The 21148-nt window shown below is 60.8% G+C and carries 15 protein-coding genes; 10 read left to right on the top strand and 5 right to left on the bottom strand.

What is annotated here, in order from left to right:
* Positions 1-266: 266 nt before the first annotated feature.
* The 4 genes from J2X71_RS10980 to J2X71_RS10965 all read right to left on the bottom strand — a co-directional run bounded on the left by J2X71_RS10980 (position 267) and on the right by J2X71_RS10965 (position 4995).
* Entirely contained in the window at positions 267-1250 is a 984-nt protein-coding gene (locus J2X71_RS10980; protein ID WP_113296602.1) for an ABC transporter permease, read from the bottom strand.
* Positions 1247-2242, bottom strand: a complete 996-nt coding sequence (locus J2X71_RS10975) for an ABC transporter permease (protein ID WP_310382090.1) — start codon at positions 2240-2242, stop codon at positions 1247-1249. Before J2X71_RS10975 ends, J2X71_RS10980 begins: the two co-directional genes overlap by 4 nt.
* A complete protein-coding gene (locus J2X71_RS10970) occupies positions 2239-3777 on the bottom strand; it encodes a sugar ABC transporter ATP-binding protein (protein ID WP_310382089.1) in 1539 nt (512 codons plus the stop codon). Before J2X71_RS10970 ends, J2X71_RS10975 begins: the two co-directional genes overlap by 4 nt.
* Positions 3778-3855: 78 nt before the next feature.
* Positions 3856-4995 (bottom strand): sugar ABC transporter substrate-binding protein, encoded by a 1140-nt coding sequence (locus J2X71_RS10965; protein ID WP_310382088.1) that lies wholly within the window; start codon positions 4993-4995, stop codon positions 3856-3858.
* Between the two features lie 235 nt (positions 4996-5230).
* Here J2X71_RS10965 and J2X71_RS10960 point away from each other — a divergent pair, with 235 nt between their 5' ends.
* Positions 5231-6265, top strand: a complete 1035-nt coding sequence (locus J2X71_RS10960) for a LacI family DNA-binding transcriptional regulator (protein WP_310382087.1) — start codon at positions 5231-5233, stop codon at positions 6263-6265.
* On the opposite strand, the gene J2X71_RS10955 is transcribed toward J2X71_RS10960, so the two are convergent.
* A complete protein-coding gene (locus J2X71_RS10955) occupies positions 6237-8540 on the bottom strand; it encodes an FdhF/YdeP family oxidoreductase (RefSeq protein ID WP_310382086.1) in 2304 nt (767 codons plus the stop codon). The genes J2X71_RS10960 and J2X71_RS10955 overlap by 29 nt on opposite strands.
* Positions 8541-8790: 250 nt before the next feature.
* Here J2X71_RS10955 and J2X71_RS10950 point away from each other — a divergent pair, with 250 nt between their 5' ends.
* The 9 genes from J2X71_RS10950 (at position 8791) to cysG (ending at position 21013) form a co-directional block, all read left to right on the top strand.
* Entirely contained in the window at positions 8791-9378 is a 588-nt protein-coding gene (locus J2X71_RS10950; protein ID WP_310382085.1) for an ANTAR domain-containing response regulator, read from the top strand.
* Positions 9379-9421: 43 nt separating this feature from the next.
* Positions 9422-10699 carry a CmpA/NrtA family ABC transporter substrate-binding protein gene (locus J2X71_RS10945; RefSeq protein WP_405049697.1) on the top strand — a complete coding sequence of 426 codons (1278 nt, stop codon included), beginning with the start codon at positions 9422-9424 and terminating at the stop codon, positions 10697-10699.
* 360 nt (positions 10700-11059) lie between these two features.
* Positions 11060-12358 (top strand): CmpA/NrtA family ABC transporter substrate-binding protein, encoded by a 1299-nt coding sequence (locus J2X71_RS10940; protein ID WP_310382083.1) that lies wholly within the window; start codon positions 11060-11062, stop codon positions 12356-12358.
* Positions 12359-12417: 59 nt separating this feature from the next.
* The gene (gene ntrB, locus J2X71_RS10935) at positions 12418-13299 is read left to right on the top strand and encodes a nitrate ABC transporter permease (RefSeq protein WP_310382082.1); all 882 of its coding nucleotides are present in this window, start codon (positions 12418-12420) and stop codon (positions 13297-13299) included.
* Between the two features lie 20 nt (positions 13300-13319).
* Positions 13320-14117 (top strand): ABC transporter ATP-binding protein, encoded by a 798-nt coding sequence (locus J2X71_RS10930; RefSeq protein WP_007816841.1) that lies wholly within the window; start codon positions 13320-13322, stop codon positions 14115-14117.
* A gap of 3 nt (positions 14118-14120) precedes the next feature.
* Positions 14121-16571 (top strand): nitrite reductase large subunit NirB, encoded by a 2451-nt coding sequence (gene nirB, locus J2X71_RS10925; RefSeq protein WP_310382081.1) that lies wholly within the window; start codon positions 14121-14123, stop codon positions 16569-16571.
* A gap of 11 nt (positions 16572-16582) precedes the next feature.
* Positions 16583-16912 (top strand): nitrite reductase small subunit NirD, encoded by a 330-nt coding sequence (nirD, locus tag J2X71_RS10920; protein ID WP_007816845.1) that lies wholly within the window; start codon positions 16583-16585, stop codon positions 16910-16912.
* Positions 16912-19566 carry a nitrate reductase gene (locus J2X71_RS10915; RefSeq protein WP_310382189.1) on the top strand — a complete coding sequence of 885 codons (2655 nt, stop codon included), beginning with the start codon at positions 16912-16914 and terminating at the stop codon, positions 19564-19566. The genes nirD and J2X71_RS10915 overlap by 1 nt, the downstream gene beginning before the upstream one ends.
* Positions 19538-21013: a siroheme synthase CysG gene (cysG, locus tag J2X71_RS10910; protein ID WP_310382080.1), complete on the top strand. Its 1476-nt coding sequence runs from the start codon at positions 19538-19540 to the stop codon at positions 21011-21013. The genes J2X71_RS10915 and cysG overlap by 29 nt, the downstream gene beginning before the upstream one ends.
* The last annotated feature ends 135 nt before the right edge of the window (positions 21014-21148 follow it).

The raw sequence follows: 21148 nt of genomic DNA, 5'->3' as shown, positions 1-21148 counted from the left end.
GAGCATGATCGCGCCCAGCTCTTCTGAGCAACGGTCACTGGCGTGTCGATTTCTGCCAACACGCATCCGTGCGGCGTTGACTGACGATGCCTATTCTGCCGAGCGCGCCACCAAGTCATCATCACCGTTGATGCATGCGTGGTCGGCCCGAACTCGCCAAAGCGATCGTCGATACCTATCTCGCCCGCCAGCTTCGGCCCGAATGGTCTATCGGTCGAAACGTCAGGGCAATCGACGGCCAGAACTAGGCAAAACACTGAGTTTCGTCACGAGACCTTCTGCCGACCGTAAAGCAGCAGCATGCCGATGATGACCGCGCCATAGATGAGCTGGCGGCCGGCCTCCTCGATCTGCATGACCGAGAGGATCGACTGGAGAAGGGTAATCAGGATGACGCCGGCAACGGTTCCGAGATAGGAACCCTTGCCACCGAGCACATGTGTGCCGCCAAGCACCACGGCGGCGATCGAAGGCAGCAGATAGGCGTCGCCCATGGATTGAGATGCCTTGGAGGCGTAGCCGGCGAGAAGCACGCCACCGAGCGCGCTGAGCCCGCCTGACATGATGAAGGCCAGCAGGGTGATCCTACGGGTGTTGATGCCGGACATGTACGCGGCGCGCTCACGATTACCGATCGCATAGAGCGCCCGGCCGAAGGTGGTGCGCGTCAGCAGGAAGACGGCGAGCAGGCCGACGGCCAACCACACCAGAACACCATTCGGAAGCCCGGGTATGGCATAGCCGGTTGCCAGAAAGCGCATGGCGGCAGAGGCCGAATCCTGTGGTGAAAAACCGCCTGTGTAAACGACCATCAACCCTTGCGCGACGGCATTGGTCGCAAGCGTGATGATCATCGAGGGAATGCGCAGATAGGCGACTGCGATGCCGTTGACGAGGCCGATCGCGGCACCGCAGAGAATACCGAAGGGGATTGCGAGGACCGCACCCGTCGTTCCGTAAGCAGTGGCGGCACAGGCCATCATCGCCCCTGTCGTCACCACCCAGGGCACAGACAGGTCGATTTGTCCAAGCAGGATGACCGCCATCATGCCGGTTGCGATGACGCCGAGGAAGGAAGCCACCTTCAACTGCTGCAGCAGGTAATCCGGCGACAGGAAATTGGAGGAATAGAGCGAACCGCCGAGAAGCAGCAGGATGATGCAGCCGAAGGCGATCGCCACAGCCGGATCGACGCCGCGCAGCCGGGCGGGCACAGGAATTTGCCGCATGGTGGAAGCATCCTCGCTCATTGGAACCACTCCAGACGATTGCGAACGCGCGACAGGCCGATGCAGCCGATGCTGACTGCCAGCATCAGCACCACGCCCTGGAAGAGCGGCTGCCAGAGCGGATCGAGATCGAAGACGAACAACAGGTCGCCGATGGTGCGGAAGGCCAGCGCACCGAAAACGGCGCCGACAGCGCTTCCCTTACCACCCGCAAGCGAAACACCGCCGAGCACCACTGCTGCGATCGAATAGAGCGTATAGGCGTTGCCGCTCGCAAAGGCAGCCTCACCCGTATAGGAAAAGAACGTCAGATAAAGCCCGCCAATCGCTGACAGCAGACCAGCCAGTGCATAGGCAGCAAGCTTTGCCCGCTTCACCGGCATGGCAGACATATAGGCGGCATTTTCTGCCGAGCCGACCGCATAGGCGGTGCGGCCGAGCACCGAACGGCTGAAAGGCACCCAGATCACTAGGACGACAAGCGCGAGTATGACAAGGCTTGCCGGGATGACGCCGAAAAGTTTCGAGGTAAAAGCATCGGCGAGATCTTCATTGACCGAGCCGCCGGGTGTGGGCCGCAACAGCAGTGCCAGTCCGTAAAAGACCGCACTGGTCGCAATCGTGGTGACGATCGGCTGCAACCGCCCGAAGATGATGACGAGCCCATTGAGAAGGCCGCAGGCGAGACCGGTCAAAAGTACGGCCACGACACCCAGCCCCGTCTGCAGCGGCGTGCCGACGACAAGCCACGAGGCGAGACAGTTGCACAGGATCAGGATCATGCCGACCGAAAGGTCGATGCCCGCCGTTATGACCACGAAACACTGCGCCATGGCCACGAAGGCGAGCAATGTCGCCTTGTTGGCGGCCGTCTGCACCACATTGGGCGTGAAGCCGGCGGGATGGTTCGAAGCATAGATGATGAACATCAGGATGAAGAGGAGCGCTGCAAAGAGCGTGCCCTTCTGCTGAACGTACCGGTAGCGCCATTCACCAGTCGCCTGTCTGCTCATTGGGCCATCCTTTGCTGCGCCTCAGCGGCGCCGATGTTGAGGGCGGCACTCACTAGCTCGCGCTCGTTGATCTCGTCTCCCTCGAGAATGCGGATGATGCTCCCATCATACATGACGAGCACGCGGTCGCAGCAACCGACCAGTTCGTCATAGTCGGTGGAATAGAAGATGATGGCCGCACCCGCATCGGCAAGCTTGCGCAGCAGGGCATAGATTTCCTGCTTGGTGCCGACATCGATGCCGCGTGTCGGATCGTTGAGCAGAATGATGCGCGGCCGGTTCATCAGCCATTTGGCGATCACGACTTTCTGCTGGTTGCCGCCGGACAGCGAGGCGACGGGCATGTCGATCGTCGCGGCCTTGATCGCCAGCAGCTTCAGAAGTTCGTCGATCTCCCGAAGCTCGGCTGCGCGGTCGATCACGCCATTGCGCGAAACACGATCAAGCGCTGCGATCGACAGGTTTTCGCGCACCGTCATCGGCAGCATCAACCCCTCGGTCTTGCGGTCCTCCGGGATCAGCGCCATGGAGATCTCGCCCGATTTCGCCGCGCCCGGGCTCTTCAATCTGACCGGTCTGCCATCGACCGTCACCTCTCCCTTGAGGTCCCGCAGCACGCCGAACAGCGCCAGCAGCAATTCGCGCTGCCCCTGCCCGTCCAAGCCGCCGAAACCGATAATCTCGCCAGGGCGCACGTCGAAATTGATGCCGGAGAGCCGATCTCCCCAGGAGAGGCCGCGGCAGGACAGAACCGGCGCGTCCGCCCTCGATTGCAGCGGCTTGGGCGGAAAGACGTTGGTATATTCGCGCCCGATCATCAGCTCCACTACCTGCTGGTCGGTCTTGGTGCCGGCGGGATAGGATTCGATACTGCGGCCGTTTCTGAAGACCGTGCAGTCATCGGCGAGCTCTGTGATCTCATGCATGCGGTGCGAAATATAGATCAGCGCCATGCCCTCGGCCCTGAGTTGCTTCAGCACATCAAAGACCTTCTGGACATCCGATTGGGTCAGCGCCGAGGTCGCCTCGTCGAGGATCATCAGACGCGGTTTGCGGGCAAGCGCCTTGGCGATCTCTACCATCTGCCGGCGAGAAAGCGGCAAATCCTTCACAAGGGATGATGGATGGATATCGGCAGCGCCGGCGCGGGCAAGTGCTTCCTCGGCAATCTGGCGCTGCCTCTTGCGGTCGATCATGCCGAAACGCAGCGGCGGATTGCTGATGACGATGTTGTCGGCCACCGAAAGATCGGGAATGAGCGACAGTTCCTGGAACACACAGACGATACCGGCAGCATTGGCGGCGGCCGGCGAGGCGAACGAGACTTCATTTCCGTCCAGCAGCATGCGCCCTTCATCCGGCGCCACCACACCGGCCATGATCTTGATGAGGGTCGATTTTCCGGCCCCGTTTTCGCCGAGGACGGCGTGGATCGCGCCCGGTCGAACAGCGATATTAGCTTCCTTCAGCGCAATCGCGCCGCCATAGCGCTTCGATATGCCTTCCAGGCGCAGAAGCGGTTCGGAAAGGGTCATGCATCCAGCCTCCATTCGGTCTTGTCGAGATCGAGGCTGCGGGCGCGAGCGCCCGTAGCCAGGTCCGGATGGTGGTGCTTACTGGTTTTCCTTGGTCTGCCCCATGATTTCCTGTGCGGAGAAGTTGATGCCGCAGGTCGGGAAGGAGTTGCCGACGAAGAAGTTGTCGGACTGGGTGGGGTAATAATCCTCCCCTTCCTTGAAATCGGGATCGGAAACGAGGGCCGTCGGTAGCTTGACGGCCTGCGGAACGACCTCGCCTTCAAGAGCTGCGATGGCCGTCTTGATGGCAACAGCGACCTGTGCTGGGCCGGTGCCTGCCGACGAGCATTTCAGGCCATCCACCGCATGGGCCGCGCAGAATTTACGGAAGCCATTTTCCGTCTCACCGCCGAAGGGCACGAAGGGATGCTTCGCATCGATCATCGCCTGCACGACGCCGGTGTCACCGCCCTGCGCGGTGATGCCATCGAACGGGCCATTGGTGGCGATCGCATCGGCCGTTGCCTTCTGCGCTACGCCATCATCCCACTTGCCGACGACTTCAGTGACGGTGAACTTCTTGCCGGAAGCGTCCAGTGTTTCATGAATGCCGCTATGGCGATCCGTATCGACGGAGGTGCCGGCAACGCCGCGCACTTCCAGGATCTTACCGCCCTGCGGCAGGTGCTTCACCAGCCAATCGGCCCAGATGACGCCAAGGCCCTTCTGGTCGACGTTGACGTTGATCGCATCCTTGGTGTCGAGGATATTGTCGAAGGCGACAAGAACGACGCCGGCTTCCTTGGCGCGCTTGATGACCGGACCGAAGGCTGTCGGGTTCTGGGCGTTGACAACGACGGCATCATAGCCGGCATCAATGAAGTTGTTGATCGCCGAAATCTGGGCCGGAACGTCCTCGCCGGTGGACACGACCTTGAATTCTTTCAGCTTGGCGGCGACATCCGGCTGAGCGGCGTAGGCTTTTGCCGTCTGCACCATCTGGATGCGCCAGGTATTGGCGATATAGCCGTTGGCAAGCGCGATGCGGTAAGGACCATCCTTCTTCGGATATTGCAGGAATTGGGTTTCGGCCGACCACGGCACCATGCAGTTCGGATCGGCGGCGGGGCCGGACACGACCTTTGGCGCCGCCATGGCCGTGCTGCAGAGCAGAGCAAACGCCGACGCGGAAAACGCGGCGATACGGGCCATCTTCGCTTTCTTCACCTTAAGCATTGAATGTCTCCTCCTCAGGCGGACCAGGCCGCCCCTCCACAAAATCTTATTGGCATGCTGATCCCGGAAGGTTCCATCCCATCCCTTTCCGGTGCAATTTGAGCCTAACATAGTTGACAGCGCTGTCAAATCGGATTTGCTAGCGCTGTCAACTGTAATCATCGATAGGAAATATTTCGCAGTTGCGAGATACATTACAGATCGGCATGAGTTTTCTGTATAAAGCGAGATGACAATGCGAAGAATAACTTTGGATGACGTGGCAACTCTGGCCGGCGTCAGCCCGATCACAGTTTCACGCGTACTTCGCAAACCCGATGCGGTCTCGGAGGCGCTGCGGCTGCGTGTCAATGCCGCCGTCCAGGAACTCGGTTATGTGCCGAATATTGCGGCCAGCCGGCTTGCCTCGTCGCGCACGCATGCAATCGGCGTCATCGTGCCGACCCTCTATAACGTCATCTTTGCCGAATATCTCTTCGCTCTGCACGACGTGCTAGTCGGGGCGGGCTTTCAGGTCATCGTCGTCAATAGCCGGTATTCCGAACAGGAAGAGGAAAATGCCATCAAGGTACTGCTCGGCCAACGGGTCGAAGCGATCATCATCGCCGGCATTCATCATACGCCGCTTGCCCATCAGCTTCTGATGCGGGCGCATTTGCCCGTTGTCGAGACATTCGAGTTATCGCCCGATCCGATCGACCTCAATATTGGCATGCTGCAAGATCGCGCCGGGCAGGCAGCAACGCAGCATCTCATCGACCGTGGCTTCAAGCGTATTGCCTTTCTGGCAGGCAATCTCGACCATCGTTCCCAGTCCCGCTTCGACGGCTATCGCCTGGCAATGCAGGAAGCGGGCTTGGAGAACCTTGAGATCGTCACCCAGCGGCCGCGGCACAGCTCGGTTGCGCTCGGCTCCGATCTCCTGGCCCTCATGCATGAACGTGGCGACCGCCCGGAAGCGATCTTCTGCACCGACGACAACGTGGCGCTCGGCGCCATGCAGGAGTGCCGCAAGCGCGGCATCCGCGTGCCTGACGATATCGCCATCATCGGTTTTCATGATCTGGAATTTTCTGCCTGTGCGTCACCATCCCTCTCATCGATCGTGACGAGGCGTTTCGAGACGGGCAAGCTTGCCGCCGAAAAGGTGCTGACGGCTCTCAATTCGACGAGCCGCCAGCCGCCGAGCCAGATCGATCTTGGTTTCGAGGTCATCGCCCGCGAAAGTACGGGCGTGACCATCAGGCAGCAGCTTGGGCCTCGCTCTTAGCGATCGTGACCGGAACACCCTTGTAGCTCGGCGTGCCCGACTTGCGATCGTAGTGATCGAGCGCGATCACCGCATTCATTTCCGGATAATAGCCGGCCACCGAACCGACGGGGATATTATACTCGACAGCCGTGAAACCGATGACGGTTTTCCCGCCGCCGTTTCCGGTGGCTGAACGGATATCGATCCGGTCTCCGTCACGCAGGCCCCGTTCAGCAAGATCCAGACTGCTCATGAAGATGACATCACGGCGGCCGAAAATACCGCGATATCGATCGTCAAGGCCATAGACGGTCGTGTTGTATTGGTCGTGGCTGCGCAGCGTCGTCAGCACCAGTGTCGTCGGGTCCTTCAGGCGGGGATCTTCGTCGAGACCGGGGGCGATAAGGAAATTCGCCTTTCCGCTCGCCGTCTTCCAGACGCGATAGGAGGCCGGCACATCGAGCCGGAAGCCGCCGCGGACCCGGACGCGACTGTTGAACTCGTGAAAATCCGGAAAGACCACTTCGATCTTTTCTCGGATTCGATCGTAATTGGCGATCAGCCCGTTCCAGTCAATGCCATATTTTGTACCGAGTGTGGCCATCGCAATGCCGGCGATTATGGCGGGTTCGGATTTCAGAAACTCGCTCGGCGGCTTGAGGAAGCCGCGCGAGGCATGCACCATCGACATGGAATCTTCCACCGTCACCGACTGCGGGCCTGATGCCTGCGTGTCGAGGTCGGTCCGCCCGAGGCAGGGAAGGATGATCGAGGTCTTTGCCGTCAGGAGATGCGAGCGGTTGAGCTTAGTGGCGATATGGACGGCAAGATCGAGCTTGCGCATCGCTTCGAAGGTGACGTCAGGATCGGACATGGCGACAGCCAGATTGCCGCCGAGGCAGATCAGCGCCTTGGACTTGCCGGCCGCAATTGCCTCAATGGACTCGACCGCATCATGGCCCTTCTCTGCAGAAGGCCGAAAACCGAAGGCGCGTTCCATACCGTCGAGCAGCGCCTTGTTCGGGATTTCGGTAATGCCGACAGTCCTGTCCCCCTGCACGTTGGAGTGGCCACGCAGCGGGCAGAGCCCTGCGCCCTGGCGGCCGATATTGCCGCGCAGCATCAGGAAATTGGCAAGCTGCTGGACATTCGCCGTTCCATTGGCATGTTGCGTGATCCCCATGCCGTAGCAGAGAATAACATTGCGGGCATTGAGATAGACATCGACAGCGCTGTTCAGCGCCTCCATGGTAAGGCCGGACACGCTGAGGATATCGGCCCAGCCGGCATTGGCGAGATCCTCCTTCAGGGCATCGATGCCGACAGTGTGTTCGGTAATGAAGGCCCGATCGAGAACGCCTTCGCCGCCGGCTGCGACATCGGCCTCGTCGCGCTCGAAGATCAGCTTCATCAGCCCTTTGAGGGCAGCGAGGTCGCCGCCTGTGCGAAGCTGATGGTAGGCCGATGCAATGCGTGTCGAGGATAGGGTCACCATTTCCACCGGGTTTTGCGGCGCGGCGAAACGCTCGAGCGCCCGCTCCTTCAGCGGGTTGAAGACGATGATGGGAACACCGCGACGGGACGCCTCATGCAAGGTCGTCATCATGCGGGGATGATTGGTTCCGGGATTGTGGCCGAAGCTGAAAATTGCATCGGCATGATCGAAATCCTCGAGCGTCACCGTACCCTTGCCGACACCGAGCGACAGCGGCAGGCCGACACTCGTCGCCTCATGGCACATGTTCGAACAATCGGGAAAATTATTCGTGCCATAGGCCCGCACGAAAAGCTGATAAAGGAAAGCCGCCTCGTTGGACGCGCGCCCGGACGTGTAGAACTCGGCTTCGTCCGGACTTGCGAGTTTGTTGAGTTCCGCACCGATCAGGCTGAAGGCATCATCCCAATCGATCGCTTCATATTTATCCGTGGCGCTATTGTATTTCAGCGGATGCGTCAGCCGGCCCTGGTCTTCGAGCTTGTGATCGATCCATCCCCAAAGCTCAGAGACCGTGTGTTCGGCAAAGAATTCCGGCGCGACACGGCGTGCGGTCGATTCCCAGGTGATTGCCTTTGCGCCGTTTTCGCAGAACTCGAAGGAAGACGTGTGTTTGGGATCGGGCCAGGCACAGCCGGGACAGTCGAAGCCTTCGGGCTGGTTTGCCTTGAGCAGGGTCGTACTTCCCTGCGCAACGATCTGCTGATGCTTAAGCGTTTTCGCCACCGCCTTCAGCGCATCCCATCCGCCTGCGGGGTGACTGTATGTCTCAACGCCTTCCGGACGCTTGTCGCTCATCTTCGCTCTCCGTCTTCAAGATGGCCCGACGATAACAGCGAGTGTCCGGGCGGTGCATTATACTGAGGCATAGGTAGCGCAGCCGCCGACAACGGCATGGATGTCGCAATCTTTTTTCGAAACTCCCAACGCAGAAGAGGCACTGCACATATACCAAGCAAATGGCTCATTATTTCATCATTTTTACCAAATGCCTAATAAATTGCCTTTTTAGCTTGTCCGCTTTGCTGCATTGCGTCATAAATGATGCATGAGCCGGCTCGATCTGACCATCCTTGTGATCGATGAAAACACCATTCGCGCCTCCATCATCGAAGAGGGGCTGCGAGAGGCGGGGCATGCGCGTGTGACGGTCATCCATGAGGTCCAAGGCGTGGCGCGCATCATCGATACGCTGCGGCCAGACGTCATCATCATCGATATCGAGAACCCCAATCGCGACATGATGGAGCATCTGTTCCAGTTGACCCGTACAGTCGGCAGGCCGATTGCCATGTTCGTCGACCGCTCCGACACGGCCTCCATCGAGGCCGCGGTGGATGCCGGCGTATCAGCTTACATTGTCGACGGGTTGAAGAAGGAGCGCGTCAAACCCATTCTTGACATGGCAGTCAGCCGTTTCAATGCCTTTAGCCGGTTGCAGCGCGAACTTGCCGATGCCAAGTCGGCCCTGGAGGAGCGCAAGGTCGTCGAACGCGCCAAGGGCATATTGATGAAGATGCGCGGCCTGTCGGAGGATGAAGCGTTTGCATTGCTTCGTCAGACGGCAATGAACGAGAAGAAGAAAATGTCCGACATCGCCCAGAGCGTCGTGACCGCGGCAGGACTTTTAATGTGATGGCCGGTCTGGTTGCGACTGTCCGGAGGAAGCCGGAGTGAACATGATGACGAAAAGCCTCGATCCCGATGCCGGCCTGCCCGCGCCCGCCCGCGCCAACGGCGAAGGCTCCAGAACGCTGAGGGCCGGCTTCATTCCGCTCGTCGATGCTTCCGTGCTCATCGCCGCAGCGGAATTCGGCTTTGCTGAGCGGGAAGGCCTGACGCTCGATCTCGTCAAGGACGTCTCCTGGGCGAACGTTCGCGACCGCCTCGCTTTCCGGCAATTCGATATCGCCCACATGCTCTCGCCGATGCCCGTTGCCTCCATGCTCGGCCTCGGCTCCAATCCGTCGCCGACGATTACGCCCTTCTCTCTCGGGCGCGGCGGCAATGCGATCACGCTCTCGATCCGCCTGTTCGATAGGATGCGGAATGCGACTGGGCTTTCCGAAACTGCCAGCGCACTCGAAAACGCCAAGGCGCTCTCAACGGTCCTGGCGGAAATGAAGGCAAATGGCGAGTCGCTGCCAACCTTCGGCGTCACCTATCCTTTTTCCTCGCATAATTACGAATTCCGCTACTGGCTCGCCGCCGGCGGCATCGATCCGGACAAGGACGTCAAACTCGTCGTCGTGCCGCCGCCGCTGACCTCGGATGCATTGGCCGCCGGCGCGATCGACGGCTTTTGCGTCGGCGCGCCCTGGAACATGGTGGCGTCCGAGCGCGGTGTCGGGCGTATCGTCGCTACCAAACAGGATATCTGGCCATCCGCACCGGAAAAGGTGGTCGGCATGCGCCCGGAATGGGCGGACAGCCATCCGGAAACGGTCTCCCGGCTGATTGTCGCTCTCGACGCAGCGGCACGCTGGTGCGACCGGCCGGAAAACCACGATGCGCTTGCCGAGGCCCTGGCGGATGCCCGCTACATCGCAGCACCTGTCCACATCATCCGTCATGTGCTGGCCGGCGAGTTCAGCCTCGATGCAAAGGGGAACCGGCGCATCATCGACAATTACTTCATGTTCCATTCGGGCTTTGCCAATTATCCGCGCACGAGCCAGGCGCTCTGGATCTACAGCCAGATGATCCGCTGGGGCCAGGCCGAACTCGGACTCAACCCCGCACGCGCAGCCGCTTCCGCCTATCGCCCGGACCTTTATCGCACGGCCCTAGGCGAGGGCAGCGCACCTATCGATGCTGACGTGCGCATCGAAGGCGCCGACGAAACCGACCGCTTTATGGACGGCCATGTTTTCGATCCATCGAAACTGCCTGACTATATTGCGGGTTTTGCGGTGAAGAGCGCCCTGCCCTTCATTCCGCATCCTGATGAAACCTGAAAAGGTTGCTGCATTGCATAAATCACTTGCAGCATTTTCGACCCGCGACTGAGCAATCGCACAAAAGTTTTGCAGAGCGATTTCGTGCTTTGAAAAACAGCAACTGGCGCAAACAGAAGAAATTTCCTTTTATTTCAATAGTTTGCAACAACCAAAACAAATTGGCACGCCGCTTGCAAGGCTAAAACCGCACCGGTCAACGGCGACCAGGTGCAGGATGAGCGCGGAATAAGCGCTTACAACAGACATCGACGTCGCAAGGTTTTTGCTGTCCGGGACTTCTCCCTTCCCGAGGACGCAATCTCCGAGCGGCGTTTTTTTATTCCGAAAAATCCGGCAGCCACCCAGAGGAGCCCGCGCATGACCAAGATTTTCACGACCGCGATCAGCCGTCGCAGCATGCTGAAGACCACCGCCGCCGCCGCCCTCGTGAGCGCCGTTCGGACGGCATTTCCTTCAGGCGCTTTCGCTGCTGCGGCCAAACCTGAGGTGACCGGCGTCAAGCTTGGCTTCATCGCCCTGACGGATGCGGCGCCTCTCATCGTCGCCAAGGAAAAGGGTCTGTTCGAAAAGCACGGCCTTCCTGAAGTCGATGTGGCGAAGCAGGCCTCCTGGGGGGCAACGCGTGACAATTTGGTTCTCGGCGGTGCGGCCAATGGCATCGATGGCGCGCATATCCTCTCGCCGCTCCCCTATCTCATGCACACCGGCAAGGTGACCCAGAACAACCAGCCGGTGCCGATGGCACTGCTGGCACGTCTGAACTACGACAGCCAGGGCATCTCGGTCGCCAAGGAATATGCCGATACCGGTGTCGAGCTCGACTCCTCCAAGCTGAAAGCCGCTTTCGAGAAGAAGAAGGCCGAGGGGAAGGAAGTGAAAGCCGCCATGACCTTCCCCGGCGGTACGCATGACCTGTGGATCCGCTACTGGCTCGCCGCCGGCGGCATCGATCCGGACAAGGACGTCTCCACCATCGTGGTGCCGCCGCCGCAGATGGTGGCGAACATGAAGGTCGGCAACATGGATGTCTTCTGTGTCGGCGAGCCTTGGAACGAACAGCTCGTCAACCAGGGCATCGGCTTCACCGCGGCAACGACCGGCGAGCTCTGGAAAGGCCATCCGGAAAAGGCCCTCGGCATGCGCGCCGACTGGGTGGAGAAGAACCCGAATGCCGCCAAGGCCCTGCTGATGGCCATCATGGAAGCCCAGCAATGGTGCGACAGCATGGACAACAAGGAGGAGATGGCGACCATCCTCGGCAAGCGGCAATGGTTCAATGTGCCGCCGAAGGATGTGCTCGGCCGCCTGAAGGGCGACATCAACTACGGCAATGGCCGCGTCGCGCATGGCACCGATCTCTACATGAAGTTCTGGGCCGGCGGCGTCTCCTACCCCTTCAAGAGCCACGATACCTGGTTCATGGCGGAGAATATCCGCTGGGGCAAACTCGCGCCGAATACGGATATCAAGGCGCTGGTCGACAAGGTCAACCGTGAGGACATTTGGCGCGAGGCCGCAAAGGACCTCGGTGTTGCGGCGGCCGACATTCCGGCCACGACGTCGCGCGGCAAGGAAACCTTCTTCGACGGCAAGGTCTTCGATCCGGAGAACCCCTCTGCTTATCTCGACAGCCTCTCCATCAAGGCCGCTTCGTAATCCCCACCTCCGGCGCGTGAGGCGCGCGCCGGCCTTTTATTCCATGAAGGAGCGAACGCATGTCAGCGCTTGCAAAGAATGAAACCATCAAGGCGGCTGTTGCGCCAAAGACGGCCAATGTCGTCCATCTCGCAAAGAAGCCGGCGCGCAAGATCGATTTGCAGCTCCTTTCGGTCGCTGCCGCCCGCAATATCGTGCCGCCGCTGATCGTTCTCGCGATCATTCTCGGCCTCTGGCAGATCCTCTGTTCCTCGCCGAACGCCTCGCTGCCATCGCCGCATCAGGTCTGGCAGGAAAGCTATGATCTGATCGCTTATCCTTTCTTCAACAACGGATCTCAGGATATCGGTCTCGGCTGGCGCGTACTGGTTTCGCTGCAGCGGGTTGCCTATGGCTTCGGCCTTGCAGCCATAGCCGGCATCGTCATCGGTGCGGTTATCGGCCAGTCGATCTGGGCGATGCGTGGCCTCGATCCGATCTTCCAGGTGCTGCGCACCGTGCCGCCGCTTGCCTGGCTGCCGCTGTCGCTCGCGGCCTTCCAGGACAGCAATCCCTCGGCGATCTTCGTGATCTTCATCACCTCGATCTGGCCGGTTATCATCAATACCGCCGTCGGCGTGCGTAATATCCCTCAGGATTACCGCAATGTCGCCGAAGTGCTGCGGCTCAACCAGTTCGAGTTCTTCTTCAAGATCATGCTGCCCTCGGCAGCCCCCTACATCTTCACCGGTCTGCGCATCGGCATCGGCCTGTCATGGCTGGCGATCGTCGCAGCCGAAATGCTGACCGGCGGCGTCGGCATCGGCTTCTTCATCTGGGATGCGTGGAACTCCTCCCGCCTGCCCGACATCATCGTGGCCCTTGCCTATATCGGCGTCGTCGGCTTCGCCCTCGACAAGCTCGTGTCCGCCATCGGCAAACTTGTCACGCGCGGCGCCTAGGCCAATTGAGGGGATCGACCATGAACGCCTATCTGAAACTCGACCATATCGACAAGCATTTCGACCGCGCGGGCGCCCGCACCGAGGTGCTGAAGGACATCAACCTCGTCATCGACAAGGGCGAATTCGTCTCGATCATCGGCCATTCCGGCTGCGGCAAGTCCACGCTGCTCAACCTGATCGCCGGCCTGACGCCTGTGTCAAAGGGAGCCGTGCTGCTCGAAAACCGCGAGGTCAATGAACCCGGCCCCGAACGCGCCGTAGTCTTCCAGAACCATTCGCTGCTGCCCTGGCTGACTGTCTATGAAAACGTCAATCTCGCCGTCTCGAAGGTCTTCAGCAATAAGAAGAGCAAGGCCGAGCGCCACGACTGGGTCATGGCCAATCTCGATCTCGTGCAGATGGCTCATGCGAAAGACAGACGCCCCTCCGAAATATCGGGCGGCATGAAGCAGCGCGTCGGCATTGCCCGGGCACTCTCGATGGAGCCGAAGATCCTTCTGCTCGACGAGCCCTTCGGCGCTCTCGACGCATTGACCCGTGCGCATCTGCAGGACGCCGTGATGGAAATCCACGCCCGCCTCGGCAATACGATGGTCATGATCACCCATGATGTCGACGAGGCCGTACTGCTTTCCGACCGCATCGTGATGATGACCAACGGCCCCGCCGCCCGCATCGGCGAAGTGCTCGACGTGCCGATCGCCCGACCGCGCAACCGTATCGAACTCGCCTCCGACCGAACCTACCTCAAATGCCGCGAAGCCGTGCTGAAGTTCCTCTACGAACGTCACCGCTTCGTCGAAGCCGCGGAGTAAACCATGACCGAAAAACTCGTCATCATCGGTAACGGCATGGCGCCTGGGCGCATGCTGGAACACCTCTTCGAACAGGCGCCTGGCCGTTATCAGGTTACGATCTTCAACGCCGAGCCGCGCGTCAATTACGATCGCATCATGCTCTCGCCGGTCCTCTCGGGCGAAAAGACCTACGAGCAGATCGTCATCCATGGCGACGGCTGGTACATCGACCACGGCATCACCCTCTATAAGGGCCACAAGATCGTCTCGATCGACCGCGACAGGAAGACAGTCACGTCGGATCATGGTGTGACCGAGAGCTATGACAAGCTCGTCATCGCCACGGGCTCTGTGCCCTTCATCATTCCCGTTCCCGGCAAGGATCTGCCCGGCGTCATCACCTACCGCGACCTCGATGACGTGCAGGCCATGCTGCTCGCCGCCCAGTCGCGGCAAAAGGCGATCGTCATCGGCGGCGGCTTGCTTGGGCTCGAAGCGGCCGCCGGGCTTGCCCAGCGGGGCATGGATGTCACCGTATTGCACGTCATGCCGACGCTGATGGAGCGCCAGCTTGATCCCGCCGCCGGCTACCTCTTGCAGAAGGCCGTTGAGGAACGCGGCATCAAAGTCATCTGCAAGGCCAATACCAAGCAGATCATCGGCAACGGCAAGGTGGAAGGCGTCGAGCTCGACAACGGCACGATCATTCCGGCTACGCTCGTCGTCATGGCGGTGGGCATTCGCCCGAACGTCAATCTTGCCAAGGACGCCGGGCTTGCCGTCAATCGTGGCATCGTCGTCGATGCCGGCATGCAGACCTCCGATGGCGACATCTACTCGCTCGGCGAATGCGCCGAAGTCGGCGGCATGGTCTATGGCCTTGTCGCACCGCTCTACGAGATGGCCCGTGTGGCAGCCTCCCATCTTGCGGGCGATACCAAGCCGGGCTTCGTGCATTCCGATACGCCGACCAAGCTCAAGGTTACCGGCATCGAGCTCTATTCTCTGGGTGATTTCACCGACGGTGAGGACCGGCAGGAAATCGTGCTGCGCGATGCAACCGCGGGCGTCTACAAGCGCTTGGTGCTGAAGGACAACCGCATTATCGGCACGGTGCTTTATGGCGAAACCTCCGACGGCGCCTGGTTCAACGATCTCAAGAAAAAGGCGGTCGACATCTCCGAGATGCGCGACACTCTGATCTTCGGCCAGGCCTATCAGGGAGGGTCCCCGCTGGACCCTATGGCGGCCGTTGCAGCCTTGCCGGATGATGCGGAAATCTGCGGCTGCAACGGCGTCTGCAAGGGCAAAATCACTTCAACGATCGCGGCCAAGGGGCTGACATCGCTCGATGATGTGCGCGCCCATACCAAGGCTTCGGCCTCCTGTGGCTCCTGCACCGGCCTCGTCGAGCAACTCATGTCCTTGACGTTGGGTGATGCCTATAATCCGAAAGCTGTGCAGCCTATGTGCACTTGCACGGAACTCGGCCATGATGATGTGCGCCGCCTGATCAAGGCGAAGAAGCTGAAGACCATACCTGCCATCATGCAGGAGCTGGAATGGAAGACATCCGGCGGCTGCGCCAAATGTCGCCCGGCACTCAACTACTATCTCGTCTGTGACTGGCCGGATGAATATGCCGACGACTATCAGTCGCGCTTCATCAACGAACGCGTCCATGCCAATATCCAGAAGGACGGCACCTATTCCGTCGTGCCACGCATGTGGGGCGGAGTGACCAATTCCGGCGAGCTGCGTGCCATCGCCGATGTGGTCGACAAGTTCGCGATCCCGATGGTCAAAGTGACCGGCGGCCAGCGCATCGACCTGCTCGGCGTCGAGAAGGAAGACCTGCCGGCCGTCTGGGCAGATCTCGGCAAGGCCGGCTTCATTTCCGGCCAGGCCTATGCCAAGGGCCTGCGCACGGTGAAGACCTGCGTCGGTTCCGACTGGTGCCGCTTCGGCACGCAGGATTCCACCGGCCTCGGCATCCGCATCGAGAAATTCATGTGGGGCTCCTGGACACCGGCCAAATTGAAGATGGCAGTGTCCGGATGTCCGCGAAACTGCGCCGAGGCTACCTGCAAGGATATCGGCGTGATCTGCGTGGATTCCGGCTTCGAGATCCATTTCGCCGGGGCTGCAGGTCTCGACATCAAGGGCACGGAAGTGCTCGGCCTGGTGAAGACCGAGGACGAAGCGCTCGAACATATCGTGGCGCTGACCCAGATGTATCGCGAACAGGGCCGCTATCTCGAGCGCATCTACAAATGGGCCAAGCGCATCGGCCTCGATGAGATCCGCCGGCAGATCATGGAGGATCACGACAAGCGCAAGGCCTATTACGAGCGCTTCGTCTTTTCCCAGAAGTTCGCCCAGGTCGACCCCTGGTCGGAGCGCGTCTCCGGCAAGGACAAGCACGAATTCCGGCCGATGGCGACCATCGGCTTCAATCAGGCGGCAGAGTGAGGAGATCAACCATGAACTGGCACCCGATCGGCGAGATCTCCGATATTCCTTTGCGTGGCTCACGCTGCGTGAAGACCCCGCATATGAATATCGCCGTCTTCCGCACGGGCGAGGACGAGGTCTATGCGATCGAAAACCGCTGCCCGCACAAGGGCGGGCCGCTTTCCGAGGGCATCGTGCATGGAAATGCCGTCACCTGCCCACTACACAACTGGGTGATTTCGCTGGAGACTGGCAAGGCACTCGGCGCCGATGACGGCGCGGTGCGTACCATCCCGCTGAGGAACGAGGGCGGCAGGCTCTATATCGCGCTCGAAAGCCTCGTTATGGCGGCCGAATGATGGGAACGGAGGTCAGGACCACCTGCCCCTATTGCGGTGTCGGCTGCGGCGTGATCGCCCGGGTGGACGAGGCCGGCACCGTGACCGTGAACGGCGACCCGGAGCACCCGGCCAATTTCGGGCGGCTCTGTTCCAAAGGTTCGGCGCTTGCCGAAACCATCGATCTCGACGGTCGGCTGCTCCATCCCGAAATCGATGGCAGACAGGCAGGCTGGGATGAAGCTCTCGCTCTCGTCGCCAACAGATTTTCCGAGACCATCGCCCAACATGGCCCTGATGCCGTCGCCTTTTATGTCTCGGGTCAGCTTCTGACCGAGGATTATTATGTCGCCAACAAGCTGATGAAGGGCTTCATCGGCTCCGCCAATATCGACACCAATTCCCGCCTCTGCATGTCTTCCTCGGTCGCCGGCCATCGCCGCGCTTTCGGCTCGGATACGGTTCCCGGTCTCTACGAGGATCTGGAACTTGCCGACCTCGTCGTGTTGACGGGCTCGAACCTCGCCTGGTGCCATCCAGTCATCTACCAGCGGCTGGCTGCCGCCAAGGCGGCACGGCCGGGCCTGAAAATCGTCGTCATCGATCCGCGCCGGACAATGACCTGTGATATTGCCGATCTGCATCTGGCCATTCGCCCGGATGGCGATGTGGCGCTCTTCATGGGGCTGCTCGCCCATCTCGCGGCAAGCCCCGCCATCGACCAGAACTATATCGGTGCCCACACGGAGGGTTTTGGAGCGGCCTTCGCCGCTGCCGCCGCGCTAACGGTAGACGGCCTGCTTGACCGTACCGGCCTGCCGGCCATGCAGGTGAGAGAATTCTTTCGCCTGTTCGAGACGACTGAGAAGGTCGTCACCTGCTACAGCCAGGGCGTCAACCAGTCCGCTTCCGGCACCGACAAGGTCAACGCCATCATCAATTGCCATCTGGCGACGGGGCGCATCGGCCGACCCGGCATGGGGCCGTTTTCGCTGACGGGACAGCCGAATGCCATGGGTGGCCGCGAGGTCGGTGGCCTTGCCAACATGCTAGCCGCCCATATGGCGATCGAAAACGCAGGGGATCGCGATCGGGTGCAACGCTTCTGGAATGCGCCTGACATTGCCGGCAAGCCTGGCCTGAAGGCCGTCGATCTGTTTCGGGCCGTCGAGGAGGGTCGCGTCAAGGCGCTCTGGATCATGGCGACCAATCCGGTCGTTTCAATGCCCGATGCCCGCCGCGTCGAGGCGGCGATTGCCGCCTGCCCCTTCGTGGTCGTTTCCGACATGTTGTGCGAGACCGATACGACGCGGCACGCGCATGTGCTGCTGCCCTCCCTCGGCTGGGGCGAGAAGGACGGAACGGTCACCAATTCGGAACGCCGCATATCGAGGCAACGCCCCTTTCTCGCTCTGCCGGGAGAGGCGCGCGCCGACTGGTGGCAGATGGCAGAAGTCGGCCGCCGGATGGGCTTTGCCGCATTTGACTACACGTCTCCGGCCGATATTTTCGCCGAGCACGCGGCACTCTCCGCCTTCGAGAATGACGGCAGCCGCGACTTCGATATCGGCGCCTACGCCGAGACGGCAGCGCCAGCCTATGACGCGCTGAAACCATTCCAGTGGCCGCAGCCTTTTGGAAAAGAGAAAAAGGAAACCCGGTTCTTCGCCGAGGGCGGTTTCTTCCATCCCGATCGCAAGGCGCGTTTCGTCGCTATCGAAGCGCCGGCAACCGACAGAACAGATTCAACCTATCCCTTCACGCTGAATACGGGCCGCATCCGCGACCAGTGGCACACCATGACACGGACGGGAAAGAGCGCGCGACTATCATCCCATATCGCCGAGCCTTTTGCGGAAATCCATCCGCGCGACGCGATGGAACTTGGCGTGGCCGACGCCGCCCTCGTGCAGATCGAAAGCAGCTATGGCAAGGCGATCATCCGCGCGCTGGTGACCGACCGGCAGGCGCGCGGCAGCGTTTTCGTGCCGATGCACTGGAGTGACCAGAATTCGGCTGAGGCGCGGATCGGCGCCGTCGTCAAACCCACAACGGACCCCGTTTCGAGTCAGCCTGCCTCGAAGAATGTCGCCGTTGCCGTCAGCCGCTATCGCGCTTCCACTTATGGCTTCGCCGTCAGCATGGCAAAGCCTGATGTGGCGGACGCGGACTATTGGGCACTCGCCAAGGCCGATGGCGGATGGCGGCTGGAGCTTGCGTTCCATGACGGTATCGAAGACTGGACGGCCTGGTGCCGAAAAAGCTTCGGCATTGCCGACCATATCGAGCCCTTGGGTTATGCCGACCAACAATCCGGCGACCGGCGGATTGCCTTCTTCGACGGAGAGAGGCTGCTTGCCGCGCTCTTTCTTGCAAGAGAGCCGGTTGCCGTCGCGCGCAACTGGGCGGTATCGCAGCTGACTGCCGATCACAGCGATCTGCGTCGCCGCTTTGCCATCATCGCCGGCCGGCCGGGCGCCGACAGGCCCGATCCGGGTGCGACGGTCTGTTCCTGCTTCAGCGTCGGCGTCAACCAGATCGTCGCCGCTGTCCAGTCCGGCTGCCGCAGCGTCGAAGCGATCGGTAACGAACTCAAGGCAGGCACCAATTGCGGTTCTTGCCGCGCCGAAATCAGGGGGATCATCAATGCCTGTGTTGCAGACGCTGCCGAATGATGTTGCCGACCGGGCGCCCGCCCGCATGGCGCCGCTTGCCAAGCTGCCGGTCTTCTGGTCGCTTGCCGGACAACGGGTGATCATCGCTGGCGGCTCGGATGCCTGTGCCTGGAAGGCGGAACTGCTGGCTGCCTGCGGTGCGAAGGTCGAGATCCATGCGGAGCACCTCGGCGAAGCCTGCGCCACTCTCATCGAGCGCGGCGCGCCACATCCTGAAGGCGCGCTCATCCACCGTCCAATGGCGTGGCGCGAAGATATTTTTGCAGGTGCGGCCCTTGCCATAGCGGACTGCGAGGATGAGGCCGAGGCTCGAACGTTTTTCGAAGCGGCGCGGCGAGCCGGCGTTCCCGTCAACATCATCGACAAGCCGGCTTTCTGCCAGTTCCAGTTCGGCTCCATCGTCAACCGCTCGCCTGTCGTGGTGTCGATCTCGACGGATGGAGCGGCACCGATCCTCGCCCAGGCCATTCGCCGCCGCATCGAAACGCTGCTGCCGACATCCCTGAAATCCTGGGCGGTCCTTGCCCAGTCACTGCGCGAGGAGATTGCTCTTCGTCTTAAACACGGCGCAGAGCGCCGCGCCTTCTGGGAGCGTTTTGTCGATCGCGCTTTCGGAGCCGAACCGACGGAAGCAAGCGCCCGCGACATGCTTGCTGATATGGAAAGGCCCGCTCAGACACGCCCCGTCGGGCGGGTGACGCTTGTCGGCGCCGGTCCGGGCGATGCGGAATATCTGACGCTAAAGGCCGTGCGGGCATTGCAGGCCGCCGATGTCATCCTGTTCGATGATCTGGTGTCGGACGAGGTTCTGGAACTGGCGCGGCGCGAGGCAAAACGCCTGCTCGTCGGCAAACGTGGCGGGCGCACGAGCTGCCGCCAGGAAGATATCAACGAGATGATGCTGACTTTCGCCAAGGCCGGCAAAAACGTTGCCCGGCTGAAATCCGGCGACCCGATGATCTTCGGCCGCGCCGGAGAGGAGATTGCCTATCTGAGGCAGAACAATATTCCGGTCGAGGTCATCCCCGGCATCACGGCGGCCAGCGCCATGGCCTCGCGGCTCGGCGTGTCCCTGACGCATCGTGATCATGCGCAGAGCGTTCAGTTCGTCACCGGACATTCGCGCTATGGCATCCTGCCTGACACGATCGACTGGCAGGCGATCGCAGACTCAAGAAAAACGACGATCTTCTACATGGGCGGACGCACCGCCGGAGCGATCCAGAACAGGTTGATCAAGGCTGGCCTCGATGCAAAAACACCCGTCGTGATCGTCAGTTCGGTTGCCACTGCCGACGAGCGGCGCTGGACCGGCAGGCTCGATCATCTTTCTTCGGCCATGGCCGGAATCGGCCTCGACCGGCCCGTACTCATCGGCGTCGGGGAGGTTTTTGCCGCCTGCGGTCTGACGGCTGAAACCGGTCTCCCCGTTGCGGCCCAGGCTTGACGACCGGCCGGGTCGGAGAACTCGCTGCAAATCGGGTCTCAAGTCGGATGTATACACGTAACTGGAGCTCGGCTTGCTGCGGCTTCAACTTCCACGCGGACCACACTCTCCCCGACTCCAGGGGTCGAGACGGGA

This window comes from Rhizobium sp. 1399 (assembly GCF_031455475.1).
In the GTDB taxonomy this organism is placed as follows: domain Bacteria; phylum Pseudomonadota; class Alphaproteobacteria; order Rhizobiales; family Rhizobiaceae; genus Rhizobium.
Note: the sequence above shows the minus strand (reverse complement) of the source record. Positions and strands in the feature narration are given on the sequence as shown.

Coding starts and splice junctions, on each gene's coding strand:
- J2X71_RS10980 (WP_113296602.1), bottom strand. CDS start 1,250: ATGAGCGAGGATGCTTCCACCATGCGGCAAATTCCTGTGCCCGCCCGG.
- J2X71_RS10975 (WP_310382090.1), bottom strand. CDS start 2,242: ATGAGCAGACAGGCGACTGGTGAATGGCGCTACCGGTACGTTCAGCAG.
- J2X71_RS10970 (WP_310382089.1), bottom strand. CDS start 3,777: ATGACCCTTTCCGAACCGCTTCTGCGCCTGGAAGGCATATCGAAGCGC.
- J2X71_RS10965 (WP_310382088.1), bottom strand. CDS start 4,995: ATGCTTAAGGTGAAGAAAGCGAAGATGGCCCGTATCGCCGCGTTTTCC.
- J2X71_RS10960 (WP_310382087.1), top strand. CDS start 5,231: ATGCGAAGAATAACTTTGGATGACGTGGCAACTCTGGCCGGCGTCAGC.
- J2X71_RS10955 (WP_310382086.1), bottom strand. CDS start 8,540: ATGAGCGACAAGCGTCCGGAAGGCGTTGAGACATACAGTCACCCCGCA.
- J2X71_RS10950 (WP_310382085.1), top strand. CDS start 8,791: ATGAGCCGGCTCGATCTGACCATCCTTGTGATCGATGAAAACACCATT.
- J2X71_RS10945 (WP_405049697.1), top strand. CDS start 9,422: ATGATGACGAAAAGCCTCGATCCCGATGCCGGCCTGCCCGCGCCCGCC.
- J2X71_RS10940 (WP_310382083.1), top strand. CDS start 11,060: ATGACCAAGATTTTCACGACCGCGATCAGCCGTCGCAGCATGCTGAAG.
- ntrB (WP_310382082.1), top strand. CDS start 12,418: ATGTCAGCGCTTGCAAAGAATGAAACCATCAAGGCGGCTGTTGCGCCA.
- J2X71_RS10930 (WP_007816841.1), top strand. CDS start 13,320: ATGAACGCCTATCTGAAACTCGACCATATCGACAAGCATTTCGACCGC.
- nirB (WP_310382081.1), top strand. CDS start 14,121: ATGACCGAAAAACTCGTCATCATCGGTAACGGCATGGCGCCTGGGCGC.
- nirD (WP_007816845.1), top strand. CDS start 16,583: ATGAACTGGCACCCGATCGGCGAGATCTCCGATATTCCTTTGCGTGGC.
- J2X71_RS10915 (WP_310382189.1), top strand. CDS start 16,912: ATGGGAACGGAGGTCAGGACCACCTGCCCCTATTGCGGTGTCGGCTGC.
- cysG (WP_310382080.1), top strand. CDS start 19,538: ATGCCTGTGTTGCAGACGCTGCCGAATGATGTTGCCGACCGGGCGCCC.